This is a genomic window from Haloarcula sp. H-GB5 (assembly GCF_054850705.1).
This window is the reverse complement of sequence record NZ_JBTWBG010000001.1, coordinates 634,115-649,187: the sequence shown is the minus strand read 5'-3', so window position 1 is coordinate 649,187 and position 15,073 is coordinate 634,115. Positions and strand designations below refer to the sequence as shown.

Here is a 15,073-nt window from a genome sequence, read left to right as displayed (position 1 = left end):
TGGCACGTCCACCGGACTGCCTGCTATCGGGCTACACTGCCCTTTTTTAGACTGGTGCCGCGTACCACAGCCACCAAGTGACCGCCGACGGTACGGTCGTCCGTGAACCGACGACAGTTAGGGATGACAGGGCACGACGTGACGGATGTCGGACTTGGCACCTGGAACATCGGTGGTGACTGGGGCGACGTCTCGGCGGAGGAGGGTCGGGAAACGGTCCGGACCGCGCTCGACGCCGGCGTCGACTTCATCGACACCGCCGACGTGTACGGCGACGGCTTCAGCGAACAGCGCATCGCGGAAGTGCTCGACGAACGCGAAGTCCGCGACGAGGTGACCGTCGCAACGAAGGCTGGCCGCCGGCTCGACCCCCACACGGCCGAGCGCTACAACTACGACAACCTTGCCGACCACGTCGACCGCTCGCGGGAGTACCTCGGGGTCGACTCGCTGGAACTCCTGCAACTACACTGCCCGCCGACGGACGCCTACTACCAGCCCGAGACGTTCGACGCCCTCTCGCGGCTGAAAGACGAGGGAAAGGTCGATCACTGCGGCGTCAGCGTCGAACGCGTCGAGGAAGCGCTGAAAGCCATCGAGTACCCGCAAGTCGAGACCGTCCAGATAATCTTCAACATGTTCCGCCAGCGACCCGCGGAGCGGTTCTTCGAGGAGGCCAAGCGTCGCGACATCGGCGTCATTGTCCGGGTCCCGCTGGCCTCCGGACTCCTGACCGGCAAGCTCGCCCGAGAGATGGAGTTCCCCGAGAACGACCACCGGAACTTCAACATCGAGGGCGAGGCGTTCGACCGCGGCGAGACCTTCGCCGGCCTCCCGGTCGACGAAGGCTTCGATGCCGTCGACGAACTCCGCGAGCACGTCCCCGAGCGGATGACGATGGCCCAGATGGCGCTGCGCTGGATCCTGGACCACGACGCGGTGTCGACTGTCATCCCCGGCTCGACCAATCCAGAGCACGTCCAAGCGAACGCTGCAGTCAGCGAGATGGCCCCCCTCTCGAATCAGGTCCACGGCGCGGTGCGTGACATCTACGAGGCGCACGTCTTCGATGACGTCCACCACCGCTGGTAGTCACCGCTCCGCCGATGTATCTGACTACATATGTGTTTGCACGACGGTAGAATACGATTGAAGTAGCAAAATTCGGGTCAAAATTCTATTGCGAAGGTCGCTTTCGTGGGTTGATTATTATACTAAATTTGACCATTCTGGCGACGGTATACATACGAATACAGACAGTTTTCGGACATAGTCGTGTCAGAATATGACACTGAGTCTGACGTGCTATTGAGCGTGCCGCGAGGTCGTGAAGATCTCGCTGCCAGTCCAGTTCATCCGTAACGCCGTCGTGATGAAGTGCCAATCAGTGCTGCCGGACATCAGCATCGCGCCCATCGATGTCGGGCTTCAGATCCCGGAGCCGACCTTGGACTGGCACTGTCGGACCGACGTACCAAGGACCAACGCCGGGTGGGCAAAACCCGGCGTGGAACCGTCCCGTACAGGGGAGCATGGAACGGTGGGCGTCGGGAGAGTACGAGCACGAAGCGTGCTCGCATACTGTCTTCCGCGTTATCCGATGTTTGTTATACAGCTCTTTATATGGTGTCAGCCGACAGGCTGAGCGACAGGAGGACGCTACTGCACTTCGTTCACGCCAGCTGGGAATACATCGCCATTGAACGCCGCAACTGATGCTCCGGCAGGTGTTACAGCTCTGGCTTTGGCTATTACTGACCGTCTGTGGCGAACTAGCCACCCGCTACCGGCCGGACTGTGGTGAATCACTACGCCGTCCCGGCGTGAGACAGGTTGGCCCTCGGTGGACCCGTCGCAGTGGTTCTTACTCTTCGGTGGTGAGTTTCGGGCCGGGCTTCCAGGTGTTGCCTTCGAGGACAACGAGGTCGTAGCGTTCGAGCACCTGAAGCGTATCGACGACCGCCTGGGCGTCGAAGGAGACGGTCATATCTTCGGGCAGTTGCTGGGCAATTGCACTGCGTGTCCCACCGTCCATCCGGACTACCGTATCAAGCAACTGTTCGAGGTCGTCGAGTAGCGAGACGAGCGACGTCGACCCCTCGTCTTCTGTCGCCAGTTTCGACATGACTTCGTCGTAATTCCCCGATATCTCCATCGATACTGACACGGTCTCGGCTTCGATGTCTTCTTCGTCTCCCATAGGGGCAGATATATGCACACTTGTAGAAATACGTTTCCATATTTGTTACAACAGACGCATCTACCGGCTGTTTCACTGCAAAAGTGAGTTGTATGTCTGTTATTACCTATCCAACACGTATAGCTATAATCATGTAATAAGAGGGTATTTTGGCCTAATATGATTGTGTACTCCTCTATTTAGTAGTCAAATTTTCTATCCAATATCAGTCTGTCGGAATAATTGGATAAATTTCGCATATTTGAACATATATTCTTCGCCAGGACTGTTACCATGGTCTCGGTAATCTCACATCATCAAAGACGCACTGCCCCTGTTGTGATCGTTCGGATAGGTCGAACGATATCAAAAGCGCCTGCGTCGTAGCGTAAGCCCGACCCGGTGGCAGCTAACTCGTCCACGTCGACTGGTACTCTGCCGCTGTGCCGGTGTATCCGCTCCCACAGGCGACACACGCTCGGGCAGTCTGCTCTCTCTTGTCCCGCCGGATAACAAAAGTACGGTTATTATTCGCTTGAACTGAATAGTCTCCTGTCTCTTCCGCTGGACGGGGCTATCGGCGAGCCACAGTGCCGTGGAACACTGCCAGTTTCAGCATACGGAACAAGCAACACATCGATTGTGTTTGATCCCGGTGCGCTCTACGTTTGCCGGCAATGGACCGACATGGTAGGGGACAGCGGCAAGTGCGTACAGCCACGTATGAGCCCATTTCACGGGGCGCTGTAGTCCGATGGATGGCCACCCGTTACTTTCACTGTATTCGGCATCTGTTCGAGAATACGAACTATCGACAGCGAAGTGCGACTGCGCGAGTGCCAGCCGGCGACGGACGTAGTGTTAGCACACGTCCGAGAGTTCGGTTCGCCGACGCTCGCTCAGTGGATGCCGACGTACGCCTCTGTGATGTAGTCGTTGTTCTGGAACTCCGCGGCGGAGCCACTGAGCTCGACCCGGCCGGATTCCAGCAGTGAGAGCCGGTGGGCGTGGCGCAGCGCGAACGTGGCGTTCTGCTCGACGAGCAGGAGCGTCTGGCCCTGGTCGTTCAGCGTCTCGATGGCGTCGCTGATGTCGTCGATGATGACGGGAGCCAGCCCGAGCGTCGGTTCGTCGAGGACGAGCAGTTCCGGGTCGCCCATCAGCGCCCGGCCGACGGCGAGCATCTGCTGTTCGCCGCCACTCATGGTCTGGGCCTCCTGGTCCCGGCGGTCGTCGAGCCGCGGGAACAGGTCGTACACCATCGTCAGGTCCGCTCGGACGGCGTCGCGGTCCTCGCGGAACTGCGCGCCCATGAGCAGGTTCTCGTGTACCGAGAAGAACGGGAACAGGTCGCGGTCCTCGGTGCAGTAGATGAGGCCGTCGTTGACCAGCTGCTGGGGGTTGAGGTCGGCCACGTCTCGCCCGTTGAACCGAATCGTCCCGCCGTAGTCGAGGAAGCCGGCAACGGCGTCCAACAGCGTCGTCTTCCCCGCGCCGTTGGGGCCGACGATGCCGCCGATCTCCCCGCGCTCGACGGTCAGCGAAACGCCGTCCAGCGCCTGAGACTTGCCGTAGTACACGTCGAGGTCTTCGACTTCGAGCAGCGGGTCGCTCATTGGACCGCGCTCACCTCCCCGGCGAGGTAGGCGTCCTGAACCCGCTCGTCACCGACGATGTCGGCCGGGTCACCCGACGCCAGTTTCTGGCCGTTGTGCAACACGACGACCCGGTCGACGAGGTCCATCAGCCCGCGCATGTTGTGGTCGACGACGACCATCGTGATGCCCTGCTCGCGGAACGACTCGAACTGCTCGGAGAGCCGACGGACCTCCGTCTGGTTCAGGCCGGCGAAGGGCTCGTCCAGCAGGAGGAGGTCCGGCTCTGTCGCCAGCGCCTTCGCGATTTCGAGGCGGCGAACGTCGGCGTGGGGCAGGGAGCCGGGGTCGTCGTTGAGGGCGTCCTCGATGTCGACCTGTGCGGCGTAACTGGCGATTGCCTCGTCGCTCGCGCCGCCGTCGAACGAGCGAATGCTGTTGGGGAACGTGAATAGCTCGATGTTCTCTCGGACGGTCATCGACCCGATAGGGTTGGACTCCTGAGAGACGCGTGACAGGCCGCAGTTCACGATTTCGTGGGTCTTGTCGTCCGTGATGTCAGTCCCGTCGAAGCGCACCGTCCCGCCGGTCACCTGGTAGATGCTCATGATGCAATTGAACACGGTCGTCTTGCCGGAGCCGTTGGGGCCGATGAGGCCGAGTATCTCGCCGCTCTCGACGCCAAAGGAGAGGTCGTCGACGGCGACGAGACCGCCGAACTGCTTGGTCAAGTCCTCAACCGACAGCAACGTCACCGTCGGTCACCTCCCAGCGCGCCGAGCGCACGCCAGAGGAGACGGAACAGTCCGTCCCGGGCGAACACCAGCACGAGGAGAACGAGCAGCCAGAGGGCGAGCCAGCGCAGTTCCTCGCCGAGGCCGACGAGGAACACGTCCCGGAGTCCAATGAACAGGAACGCGCCGCCGAGCGGCCCCAGAATCGAACTCATGCCGCCGATGACCGCCATCGCTATCATCTGGATGCTGTTGTCCACGATGACGAACGTCTGGGGGTCCACGCCCGCATTGACGTGGGCGAGCAGGACGCCGCCGATGCCCATCGGGACCGCACTCAATACGAACGACCAGAGCTTGAACTTCGTCGGGTCCAGCCCGGCCGCGGAGACGGCGTCCTCGTTCTCCCGGATGGCGATCAGCACTGTACCAATATCGGAACGCCCGATGTAGGTCAGCGTGGCCGCAACGGCGAGCATCGGCACCACAACCATGTAGTACTGCAGCGTCAGGTCGTAGGTGAACACGTCGACGCGGATGCCTCGAAGGCCGTTTGTCCACTCGCTCAGGGCCTTCGTCAACCGGTAGAACAGCAGGACGGTGACGAAGGTGACGAGCGAGAAATACGGGCCACGGAGCCGGAGCGAGGGGACGGCGATGGCCAGCCCCAGCGCCGTCGTCACGAGTATCGACAGCGGGACTGTGACAAACAGCGATAGCTCCGGGTTCAGATGGAGCACCAGCAAGCCGGTGGTGTATCCGGCCGCCCCAGACAGCGCCGAGTGGCCGAAGCTGATGTAGCCGGTGTAGCCGCTCTGGATGTCCCAGCCCATCGCGAAGACGGCCCAGACCGCGCCAAGCGTGAGCGGTCTGAGGTAGTCCTGGCCCCACAGCGGCGCGGTGACGAGGCCGCCGAAGGCCACTACGAGCAGCAACAACTGCAGGCCGGTGACCTCGCCGAAACGCTCGCCGAGTCTGCGGTTGTACCGCTCCGCGACCGGCCAGAGCAGCCGTTCCGCTGGCCGGCCGACCGCCCCGACGACGCCGGCCCCCTGCGCGAGGAGGGTGTCTCTCAGGACCGATTCGGCGCGGCCAATAAGCCGGCCGATACCCCGGCCGGTCTGTTCTCGGTCACTCATGGACGAACTCCGTGCCGTACAGGCCCTGTGGCAGCACCAGCAGGACGACCACGAGGACCACCAGCGACATGATACCGCGCACGCTCTGTCCGAGGAACTGTCCGGTCGCCGTCTGCAGGTAGCCGACGATGTAGGCGGCGGCGACCGACCCCTTGATCGAGCCGATGCCGCCCACGACGACGATGATAAAGGCGAGCGCGAGCGGTTCCAGCCACATCGTCGGTTCGGCCGCCCCGATACCGCCCAGGAACACGCCGGCGATGCCAGCCAGGCCGCCCGCGACGAGCCACGTGCGGGCACGCACGCCCGACACGTCGACGCCGGTGAGCATGGCCCCGCGCTCGCTCATCGAGGTGGCGCGTATCGACCGGCCGCTGTCGGTCTTGGTGACGTAGTACCAGAGCAGCCCCATCGCACCCCAGGAGGCGACGAAGGCCGCGAGTTCCACGTAGAGGATACGGGTCCCGAGCGCTTGGACCTGCAGCACGCCCGGTACCACACTGTACTGGTAGGGCTGGGCGTGGAACACGAGCGTGACGAGTTCGGTGAAGGCGATGGCGACCACGATGGTCGCGAGGAACGTGATGACGACGTTCTCCTCGATGGTCCGGACCAGCACGACGTAGAGACCGTAGGAAATGAGCCCGACGATGACGATTGTGAGCGGGAACGCGACTATCGGATGCAGCGTCACGCTCGCGAGGATACTGTCCGAGACGAGACTCAGGTAGGTGTACGCGCCGGCCATTATCAGCGCGCCGTGGGCGAGGTTCAACACGCCGCCGACACCAAACACCATGGTGAAGCCGATAGCGATCAGGGCGTAGACGGCGCTGATGAGCGCGCCGTCGACGATGACGCTGGCAATGTCTCCCAGCATCGTTCACCCCATCCACGGTGGCGCGGCGTGTTCGGCGGTCCGCAAGCCTTCCGGGTAGACGCACTCCAGAGACCCGCCCTCGCGCCACTGGGTAAGCGGGTAGTTCGTGATGAGGCCGTCACTGTCCCGCTTCTCTCGGAGGTCGTGGGCGTACGTCTCGTCGGCCCCGTAGAACTGGACTTGCCCGGCCGCTCCGGTGAAGTCGGTCTGGAGCAGCGCGTCGACAATTGTATCGAGGTTGTTCTCCTGATCGACGGTACCGGCGCGCTCGGCGGCGTTTTTGAAGACGTGTATCGCATCGTAGGTCACAAAGCCCATGTACATCGGCTTGCTCGGCGGGTCATCGGCGTCCCCGTACTCCTCCATGTACGACTCCGTGAACGGGACCGTCTTCGACGTGATGTCGGTGACACCCGCCGCGCCGGACTGGGTCGTCGTCTCGTAGGCCGCCGCACCTTCGGTGAGCTGGTAGTACGCCGGCAGCATCGACGCGACGTGGACTCCTTCGATGCCAAATTCGTACTCGCCCTCCGCCCAGCGGGCCGCCATCGGCCCGCCGTTGATGTGCGCGAAGAAGCGGAACATCGCGTCCGCGCCCACCTCGTCCACGTCGTCTAGCACCGACCCGAATGAGGTGGTATCAGTTGCCAGCCCGTTCACCATCGGTACGTCCAAGTCCGCCTCCCTCAGCAGGTCGACCAGCCGGTTCCGGAACACCGTCGTCCACTCGGCGTCGTCGGCGACGACGGCGAACGTGTTCCACCCGTGGCGGTCCGAGAGGTGGCTGGCGTACTGGCTGATGACCTCCGCCTGGAAGTGGGAGTTCACCGGCCCGACCCGGAACGTGTTCTTGTAGCGCTCGTAGTCGGACGCGACGAACTCCGTGACGGTGCTCGGCGCGGCGGAGCCGGTGACCAGAAACGGCGTGTTGAACTCCGACACCAGGTCCATGATGGACTGGGTCACCTCGCTGGAGAACGTGCCGACGATGGCGTCGACTTCCTCCTGTCGGACCAACTCGCCTGCGACGGTGCGCGCCTCGGACGGCGACGCCCGCGTGTCCTTCGTAACGAGTTCGACGGTCTGGTCGGCGATACCACCGTCGTCGTTGATTTCCGCGACCGCCATCTCCGCCGACCGCTTCGAGCCGATGCCGAGTGGGTTGTTCAGCGGTGCGAGGTGGCCGATGGTGACCGTCTCGGAGATGCCACCACCTCCATCAGGGTTCTCCCCACCACCGCCGCCGTCACCGCTGCAGCCGGCGAACAGTCCGAGCGCTGCGCTCGCCCCGGCCGCTCTGATGAATGACCGCCGACCGGTACCGTTGGTATATGCTGTGCTCCTGTCGCTGGGTGTGCTCGTTGGGTCTGCCATGGTCTACCCTCGTTGGGTGGTACCACGTTCCAAACCATTCACATTAAAGATGCGGGAGAGTCCGCAGTCTGTTCCAACCTCCCTCACAGGTACAGCGGGACGGTCACGATGGTCTGGCCATCAAAGCCCATGCCGACAGTGGGCGCTCCGTGGCCGTCTGCCCCGGCACGCAGAAGACACAGTCGACCAAATCTATATTTGGGTGGCCATCACACATCGAATATGGCGTTTAGCTTGACGGCCGAGCAGACGGCAGTCCGAGAAGCAGTGCGTGAATTCGGCGAGAACGAGATAGAGCCGCTCGGAACGGAATGCGACAGGGAGAAGCGCTACCCGGAGGAACTGATGGAGCAGGCGGCACAGTACGACCTCATCGCGCCGGAAGTCCCCGAGAAGTACGGCGGTGCGGGGATGGACAGCCTCACTGGCGTCGTCGTCACCGAAGAACTGTGGCGTGCCGACCCGGGTATCGGGAGCGCCATCGGCTCCCGTGGCTTCGGGTCGAGCATGATTCAGAAGTACGGCGACGAGTGGATGAAAGAGAAGTGGCTGCCGAAGATCACCAGCGGCGAGTCGGCGTGTGCTAGCGCCATCAGCGAACCCGCCCACGGCTCGAACGTGGCCGGTATCGAGACCTACGCCGAACGCGACAGCGACGGCTGGGTACTCAATGGCAACAAGATGTGGATCACGAACGGCACCGTCGCTGATGTGATGGTCGTGATGGCAAAAACCGACCCCGACGCCGGCCACGAGGGCATCAGCGCGTTCCTCGTGCCGACGGACACCGGCGGCCTGCAGGCGGAAAAAATCGATAACAAACTCGGCATCCGCGCGTCGGACTTGGCCGAAGTAATTATCGACGACGTTCGCGTACCCGAGGAGAACCTCATCGGAGAAGCGGGCGCTGGCTTCTACCAGTTGATGGACTTCTTCGCGAGCGGGCGGGCGAACGTGGCCGCACAGGCCGTCGGCACCGCGCAAGCCGCTCTCGACGACTCGATCCAGTACGCGAACGAGCGCGAGCAGTTCGGCCAGCCGATCAGCGAGTTCCAGGCCATCGAACACAAGATCGCGGAGATGGCCACCAACGTCGAGGCTGCGCGGTCGCTTACGTATCGCGCCGCCAGCGCCATCGATTCTGGCAACCTCGATGTGGCGACGAAGTTGGCCAGCATGGCGAAGTTGTTCGCCAGCGAGCACGCCGTCGACGTGGCCGACGAGGCGATTCAGGTCCACGGCGGCGCGGGCTACGTCACCGACCACAACGTCGAGCGGTACTACCGCGACGCCCGCATCACCAAGATCTACGAGGGGACCAGCGAGATCCAGAAGAACATCATCGCCGACCGCGTGCTGTGAGACTGCACTAAAGCTGAGAGATCGCGCAGCCTACCGCCGGAGCGTCAGGAACTCGGCCGAAAAGACAGCTTCGTCGGCCTGATTCACCGCGGTGACTTCGGTTCGGACGACGCCCGTCGCAACCGGATGGTCCCGCCGTTCGGTGTCGACAATCTCGGCCTCGACGTGAATCGTATCGCCTAGGAACACCGGCTTGACGAACCGAAGCCGGTCGATGCCGTAGAACGCGACCATGTGGCGCTTTTCGGCCTCGTCGCGGGCCTGCCACAGCAGGCCAGTGACGACTGAAAACACCAGCGCACCGTGGGCGATTCGTTCGCCATACCCCGAGTCGGCCATCCGCTCGGCGTTCGTGTGGAGGTGATTGAAATCCCCGCTGACACCCGCGAAGTTGACCACGTCGGCCTCAGTGATGGTTCGCCCCGACGTGGTGAAGCCGTCGCCGACTTCGACTGCATCGAACTCGCCGGCCATCTTACCGGCCCTCACAAGCGGCCGTGGCACGACGCTTCGGTTGCTGGTCGAGTCGGCACTGCCGCGTTCGCACCCGCCGGTCCCGGGACTGTGGTCCGCTACTATTGCTAGACATACACATCGTCACCGTGTCCCGCACCGGTGTTAATGCTACCGGGGATCGCCGGTTACTCGCGACGCCACCTCAGGGAGACACAGCGCCCACAGGCTGTTCTGGCTGTTCAACTATATTCAACGGAATCCGGCAGAGAACACTCAGGACGTAGCTTTATTGCGGATGCCCGAGATGTCCGATGCGATGTCAAAGTCACACACGGAGCGGTTTCGCCTGGAAGGTCAGCGGGCGATTATAACGGGTGCATCGAGCGGCATCGGCCGGGCAATCGCTGAGGAGTTCGCGGCCGACGGGGCCGACGTGGTTGTCTGCTCGCGCGAGCAGGACAACGTCGGACCGGTGGCCGACGAAATCAACGACAGCGACCGGCCCGGTGAGGCGGTCGCTATCGAATGCGACGTGACAGACCGCGAGGCCGTCGAGGCGCTAGTGGAAGCGACCGTCGACGAGTTCGGCGGGCTGGACGTGCTCGTGAACAACGCCGGGGCGAGCTTCATGTCCGGGTTCGACGATATTAGCGAGAACGGCTGGAAAACCATCGTCGACATCAACCTCCACGGGACCTACCACTGTACGCAGGCGGCCGGGGACGCGCTGGCCGCGGACGGTGGCGGGACGGTCATCAACCTCTCCAGCGTCGCCGGGGAACAGGGCGCACCGTACATGAGCCACTACGGGGCCGCAAAGGCCGGCGTCAGCAATCTCACGTCGACGCTGTCGGCGGAGTGGGCCGACCGGGACATCCGCATCAACTGCATCGCGCCGGGCTTCGTCGCCACGCCGGGCGTCGAGTCACAGATGGGCGTCAGCGCCGACAACATCGACCGCGAGGCCGTCGAGCGCCGCATCGGTCTCTCGGAGGAGATCGCCGATATCGCGCTGTTCCTCGCCAGTCCGGCCTCGTCGTACATCGTCGGTCAGACCATCACCGCCGCCGGCGTCCCACGGCTTGAAGAGACGCCTGACATCTGAGCGCTGGGAGTTCCAGTCACGCCGGTCGGAGCCGCGGCCTCACTTCGAAACGCCGAGCCAGTCCGGTAACTTTCGGAGATCGTCAAGAGCCACATCCACGGCGGGTCCGTCCTCGGCCCCGTAGGCGACCGTCCACAGCCCGGCCCGCGTTCCGCCGTCCATATCGTGCTCGTAGCGGTCACCGATCATCACAGACTGTGCCGGTTCGACCCCGGCCTTCCCGAGCGCCGTTTCGAACATCGCCGGGTCCGGCTTGGTTCGACCGACGGCCTCTGAAGTGGTGTACGAATCCATCGCGTCCCAGACCTCGAAAGTCCGCAACAGTTGCTCGCCCTCGTCGTCGTCCACATCGCTGATGACGCCCTGATGGAGCGGCGCGTCTGCCAGCGCCTCGATCGCCGTGATGGCGTCGGAGTTGGGCTCGACCTGTTCGTTGCGGATTTCCTGAAACAGTGCTTCCCACTCGGTTTCCTCGGGACTGACTGTCAGAATTTCATCGATTGCCCGCCGGTACCCCTCGCGGGCTGGCCGGAACGCTGTCCCCTCGCGCTCGCCGAAGTATGTTCCGAGGACGTCCCGCCATCGTTCGAGGGCCGCGTCGGAATCCGCGGTCGCCGGGTACTCCGCACACAGGCGTTCGACAAACTCGCGGTGGGCCGCCCGGACGGATGCCATCCGGAGGATCACGCCCCCGATGTCCCAGAAGACGGCCTCGACATCTGGACTCTCGCTCACGGCAGCGGCTTGGACTGGCCCGGGTATGAAACTACCGCCGACGCCCGGTTCCGTGGGTGCGTCGCGATGGGTGTGCGGGACGCTACGCTGGAAAATAAACGACCAACCACGCGTTCGCTGTGCTCCAACACTTATGATGTCGACGTGCGAGAACGAGAATGTGCCATGATATCGTTCACCGATTCCGAGGCCGCGACTACGCTTGCCGAGCGTGCCCGAGCGTTGATGGACGAGGTCGTCATCCCGCGGGAGCGAGAACTCGCGGGCGGGACGGCTATCTCCGACGCAACAGTTCGCGACCTCCGCGCTGCCGCACGGGAGTACGACGTGTACGCCCCGCAAATCCCCGAAGAACACGGCGGGATGGGCTACGATTTCCGTGACGTGTTGCCGACGTTCGAAGAAGCGGGTCGAAGCCTCCTTGGCCCGATTGCGATGCGCGTCGACGCGCCCGACGAGGGGAACATGCACCTGCTGGAGATGCAGGGTACCGAACTCCAGAAATCGGAGTACCTCGACCCGCTCGTCGAAGGCGAGATACAGTCTGGCTTCGCGATGACGGAGCCGATGCAGGGCGCGGGCTCCGACCCGAAGATGATACGAACCACGGCGCAGAAGGACGGCGACGAGTGGGTCATCGACGGCCACAAGTGGTGGACAACCGGCGGCGTCGACGCCGATATCCTGCTTGTCTTCGCTCGGACGGACGAGGACGTCCACCCGTATGAGGGGTGTTCAGTGTTCATCGTCCCGGCCGACGCCGACGGCGTGGACATCGTTCGGAACGTCCCGCATATGGGCAGCCAGGGTGACCCGAAGGGCCACGCCGAGATCGAGTTCAACGGCGTTCGCGTCCCCGAAGAACACCTGCTGGGCGAGGAAGGCAACGGCTTCCAGCACGTCCAGCAACGGCTCGGCCCGGCGCGGCTCACCCACTGCATGCGTTTCTCGGGGATGGCCGAACGGGCGCTGTCCATCGCCAAAGCCTACACCACCGAGCGACAGGCCTTCGGCGACTCCGTGGCGGACAAACAGCACGTCCGCTTTGAAATCGCCGAACAGGAGACACAGATTCAGGCCGCGCGGGCGCTGGTCCGGGCCGCCGCGGACGCCATCGCCGCCGGCAAGGAAGCCCGCGTCGAGGTGTCGATGAGCAAAGTGTTCGCCGCCCGGGCGACTCAGGACGCTATCGACACCGCCGTCCAGTTCTGTGGCGGCAACGGCATCGGACGGGACCTCCCGCTTGCTGACTTCTATGAACTGGTCAGGACGTTCCGCATCGTCGACGGGGCCGACGAGGTCCACCTGCGAACCATCGCCCGCGAGGCGTTCGAGGACGTGGACAGCGAGGAACTGGAGCCGGTGCGTCGCTACCGCGAGTAGGACGGGGCCGTCAGCGGCAACGGTCGCTACTCTCCTTCGAATTCCGGTTCCCGGTCGGCCGCAAAGGCCGCCGTCCCTTCCGCTACGTCGTCGGTCGTCAGCAGGAGCGCAAATGCCTGGCTCTCCATTTCGAGGCCAGCGTCGAGGCTCTCGTCGGCCCCTTCGTTCATCACGCGCTTGGCCTTCCGCAGGGCAATCGGCGGCCCGGAAACGAGGTCCGCGACGAACTCCCCAACCACGTCATCGAACTCGTCGGCGTCGACGGCCCGGTTGATGAGTCCCCAGTCGGCCGCCCGCTCGGCGGAGATGTGCTCGCCGCGGAACACGAGTTCCTTCGCCCGGGCGTCGGTCAACATTCGGATCGCGCGCTGTGTCCCACCGCCGCCGGGGAGCAGGCCGAGCGTGATTTCGGGGAAGCCGAACTCCGAGTCGGTCGTCGCCAGCCGGAGGTCACAGGCGAGGGCGAGTTCCAGCCCCGCGCCGAGACAGTAGCCGTCGATGCGCGCCAGCGTCGGCCGGGGGTACTCGGCGACCGTCGTGAACACTTCCGTCGGCTCCGAAGTCTGTGCCGGATCGCGGTCTGCAAAGCCTGAGATGTCGGCTCCGGCAGAGAAGGCGCGGTCGCCGGCCCCTTCGAACACGACGGCCCGGACGTCGTCCTCGTCGACCGACGAGAGCAGGTCGACGACCTCGTCCGCGAGGGTTTCGCTGATAGCGTTCATTCGCGATGGACGGTCGAGTTCCACTCCTAGCAGGCCATCGTCGTCGAGTTCCCAGTTGATCGTGTGGTAGTCACCCGGGCCGTCGCCGGTGTCGTACTCGTGGAAACCCCGTCCTGCTTCCGTGCCGGTGTGGCCGGCTTCCACGAGTTCGACGAGGTACTCCGCTGGCTCGTAGCGGTCGTCGCCGTGTTCGTCGTAGAGCGTTCGGAGTTTTTCGAGGATGTTGTCGAGGCCGATGTCGTCGGCCCGGCGGCAGGTCCCCTCAGGGAAGCCCGCCCCGAGTCGCATCCCCGTGTCGATGGCCTCTGCCGTTGCCACGTCGTCGCCGACGAGCTTTGCGGCCTCGTTCGTCATCACCGCTTCGACGCGGAGATGGTCGAACCCCTCGGCATCCTCGGGGACGTACTCCGGGCCGTCGCCCTCCTCGTAGTCGTAGTACCCCTTGCCGGTCTTGCGCCCGAGGTTTTCGTTTTCGACTTTCTCCGCCATGATTGGCGGGACCGGCCTTCCGGCCTCCCTCCGGACGTGGTAGCCGATGTCGATGCCGGTCAGGTCGCCGAGTTCGAACGGCCCCATCGGGTAGCCCCGCTCGTGGACCATCGCGGCGTCGGCCTGCCGGATAGTCGCCTCGCCCGCCGAGACCATCCAGGCCGGTTCGCTCATGAACGGCCCGAGGACGGAGTTGACGACGAACCCGCGCACGTCCTTGCGGACGTAGATCGGCGTCTTGCCGAGAGATTTGATGAACTCGTAGCCGCGCTGGGCCGTCTCGTCGGTCGTTGCCTTGCCGTAGATGACCTCGACGAGGTCCATCTTCACTGGCGGATTGAAGAAGTGCAGGCCCAGCACCGAGTCCGGTCGCTCTGTCGCTGCGGCGATCTCCGTGATGGACAGCGAGGAACTGTTCGTCGCCAGCAGCGCATCTTCGGGCGCTGCGGCGTCGACGGACTCGAAGATGTCCTGTTTCACCGAGAGCTGTTCCGGGCCGGCCTCGATGACCAGATCCGCGTCGCTCACCGCCGCTTCCAGATCGGTCGTCGTCGCGACCCGCGCCGCCACGTCGTCGGGGTCCTCGTCGAGTCGCCCCTTCTCGGCGAGCTTTTCGAGCGACCACTCGATCTCGTCGTAGCCGTCCTCGACGATGTCCGCCTCGATGTCACGCAGCACGACGTCGTAGCCGGCGATTGCCGTGACCTCGGCGATGCCGTGGCCCATCGTTCCCGCACCGAGCACTGCAACTGTCGCTATCTCTGGCTGCTCTGCTCGCATACGCGTAGTGTCTATTGCAACACATATCAATCATCCCCCTAGCGTCCGTTTTGTGTCGCAATACGTCGAGGATTATTACCAGCCAGAAAGCCCCCGGCGAGCTGTGTATGTGGTTGCTACAATCTGCCGGGGCTTCGACA

General features: G+C 63.6%; 13 protein-coding genes. 4 read left to right on the top strand and 9 right to left on the bottom strand.

Going from position 1 to position 15,073, the window contains the following annotated elements:
* The first annotated feature begins 102 nt into the window (after positions 1–102).
* Positions 103–1,092, top strand: a complete 990-nt coding sequence (locus ACYJ11_RS03375; protein WP_461646724.1) for an aldo/keto reductase — start codon at positions 103–105, stop codon at positions 1,090–1,092.
* 772 nt (positions 1,093–1,864) lie between these two features.
* On the opposite strand, the gene ACYJ11_RS03370 is transcribed toward ACYJ11_RS03375, so the two are convergent.
* The 6 genes from ACYJ11_RS03370 to ACYJ11_RS03345 form a co-directional block, all read right to left on the bottom strand.
* Positions 1,865–2,200 carry a hypothetical protein gene (locus ACYJ11_RS03370; RefSeq protein ID WP_005537575.1) on the bottom strand — a complete coding sequence of 112 codons (336 nt, stop codon included), beginning with the start codon at positions 2,198–2,200 and terminating at the stop codon, positions 1,865–1,867.
* Between the two features lie 878 nt (positions 2,201–3,078).
* The gene (locus tag ACYJ11_RS03365; RefSeq protein WP_188974761.1) at positions 3,079–3,795 is read right to left on the bottom strand and encodes an ABC transporter ATP-binding protein; all 717 of its coding nucleotides are present in this window, start codon (positions 3,793–3,795) and stop codon (positions 3,079–3,081) included.
* Positions 3,792–4,529: an ABC transporter ATP-binding protein gene (locus ACYJ11_RS03360; RefSeq protein WP_461646723.1), complete on the bottom strand. Its 738-nt coding sequence runs from the start codon at positions 4,527–4,529 to the stop codon at positions 3,792–3,794. The genes ACYJ11_RS03365 and ACYJ11_RS03360 overlap by 4 nt, the downstream gene beginning before the upstream one ends.
* Entirely contained in the window at positions 4,526–5,647 is a 1,122-nt protein-coding gene (locus ACYJ11_RS03355) for a branched-chain amino acid ABC transporter permease (RefSeq protein ID WP_461646722.1), read from the bottom strand. Before ACYJ11_RS03355 ends, ACYJ11_RS03360 begins: the two co-directional genes overlap by 4 nt.
* On the bottom strand, positions 5,640–6,527 hold the full coding sequence (locus tag ACYJ11_RS03350; protein ID WP_005537581.1) for a branched-chain amino acid ABC transporter permease: 888 nt from the start codon (positions 6,525–6,527) through the stop codon (positions 5,640–5,642). The genes ACYJ11_RS03355 and ACYJ11_RS03350 overlap by 8 nt, the downstream gene beginning before the upstream one ends.
* Before the next feature lie 3 nt (positions 6,528–6,530).
* Positions 6,531–7,901: an ABC transporter substrate-binding protein gene (locus ACYJ11_RS03345; protein ID WP_461646721.1), complete on the bottom strand. Its 1,371-nt coding sequence runs from the start codon at positions 7,899–7,901 to the stop codon at positions 6,531–6,533.
* Positions 7,902–8,123: 222 nt separating this feature from the next.
* Between ACYJ11_RS03345 and ACYJ11_RS03340 the strand changes: the two genes are divergently transcribed.
* The gene (locus ACYJ11_RS03340) at positions 8,124–9,263 is read left to right on the top strand and encodes an acyl-CoA dehydrogenase family protein (RefSeq protein WP_461646720.1); all 1,140 of its coding nucleotides are present in this window, start codon (positions 8,124–8,126) and stop codon (positions 9,261–9,263) included.
* Between the two features lie 30 nt (positions 9,264–9,293).
* On the opposite strand, the gene ACYJ11_RS03335 is transcribed toward ACYJ11_RS03340, so the two are convergent.
* Positions 9,294–9,737, bottom strand: a complete 444-nt coding sequence (locus ACYJ11_RS03335; RefSeq protein ID WP_058994409.1) for a MaoC family dehydratase — start codon at positions 9,735–9,737, stop codon at positions 9,294–9,296.
* Between the two features lie 277 nt (positions 9,738–10,014).
* Here ACYJ11_RS03335 and ACYJ11_RS03330 point away from each other — a divergent pair, with 277 nt between their 5' ends.
* A complete protein-coding gene (locus ACYJ11_RS03330) occupies positions 10,015–10,824 on the top strand; it encodes an SDR family NAD(P)-dependent oxidoreductase (RefSeq protein WP_058994410.1) in 810 nt (269 codons plus the stop codon).
* Between the two features lie 39 nt (positions 10,825–10,863).
* Here the strand turns inward: ACYJ11_RS03330 and ACYJ11_RS03325 are convergent, their stop codons facing one another.
* Positions 10,864–11,559 (bottom strand): HAD family hydrolase, encoded by a 696-nt coding sequence (locus tag ACYJ11_RS03325; protein ID WP_461646719.1) that lies wholly within the window; start codon positions 11,557–11,559, stop codon positions 10,864–10,866.
* Between the two features lie 165 nt (positions 11,560–11,724).
* Here ACYJ11_RS03325 and ACYJ11_RS03320 point away from each other — a divergent pair, with 165 nt between their 5' ends.
* Positions 11,725–12,942, top strand: coding sequence for an acyl-CoA dehydrogenase family protein (locus ACYJ11_RS03320; protein ID WP_461646718.1), 1,218 nt, complete (start codon positions 11,725–11,727; stop codon positions 12,940–12,942).
* Between the two features lie 26 nt (positions 12,943–12,968).
* Here ACYJ11_RS03320 and ACYJ11_RS03315 read toward each other — a convergent pair whose 3' ends face one another.
* Positions 12,969–14,933 (bottom strand): 3-hydroxyacyl-CoA dehydrogenase/enoyl-CoA hydratase family protein, encoded by a 1,965-nt coding sequence (locus ACYJ11_RS03315; RefSeq protein WP_461646717.1) that lies wholly within the window; start codon positions 14,931–14,933, stop codon positions 12,969–12,971.
* Positions 14,934–15,073 lie beyond the last annotated feature (140 nt).

What these genes read in the sequence shown, in the direction of transcription:
- ACYJ11_RS03370 (WP_005537575.1), bottom strand. Translation starts at nt 2,200, where the DNA reads ATGGGAGACGAAGAAGACATCGAAGCCGAGACCGTGTCAGTATCGATG.
- ACYJ11_RS03365 (WP_188974761.1), bottom strand. Translation starts at nt 3,795, where the DNA reads ATGAGCGACCCGCTGCTCGAAGTCGAAGACCTCGACGTGTACTACGGC.
- ACYJ11_RS03355 (WP_461646722.1), bottom strand. Translation starts at nt 5,647, where the DNA reads ATGAGTGACCGAGAACAGACCGGCCGGGGTATCGGCCGGCTTATTGGC.
- ACYJ11_RS03350 (WP_005537581.1), bottom strand. Translation starts at nt 6,527, where the DNA reads ATGCTGGGAGACATTGCCAGCGTCATCGTCGACGGCGCGCTCATCAGC.
- ACYJ11_RS03345 (WP_461646721.1), bottom strand. Translation starts at nt 7,901, where the DNA reads ATGGCAGACCCAACGAGCACACCCAGCGACAGGAGCACAGCATATACC.
- ACYJ11_RS03340 (WP_461646720.1), top strand. Translation starts at nt 8,124, where the DNA reads ATGGCGTTTAGCTTGACGGCCGAGCAGACGGCAGTCCGAGAAGCAGTG.
- ACYJ11_RS03335 (WP_058994409.1), bottom strand. Translation starts at nt 9,737, where the DNA reads ATGGCCGGCGAGTTCGATGCAGTCGAAGTCGGCGACGGCTTCACCACG.
- ACYJ11_RS03330 (WP_058994410.1), top strand. Translation starts at nt 10,015, where the DNA reads ATGCCCGAGATGTCCGATGCGATGTCAAAGTCACACACGGAGCGGTTT.
- ACYJ11_RS03320 (WP_461646718.1), top strand. Translation starts at nt 11,725, where the DNA reads ATGATATCGTTCACCGATTCCGAGGCCGCGACTACGCTTGCCGAGCGT.
- ACYJ11_RS03315 (WP_461646717.1), bottom strand. Translation starts at nt 14,933, where the DNA reads ATGCGAGCAGAGCAGCCAGAGATAGCGACAGTTGCAGTGCTCGGTGCG.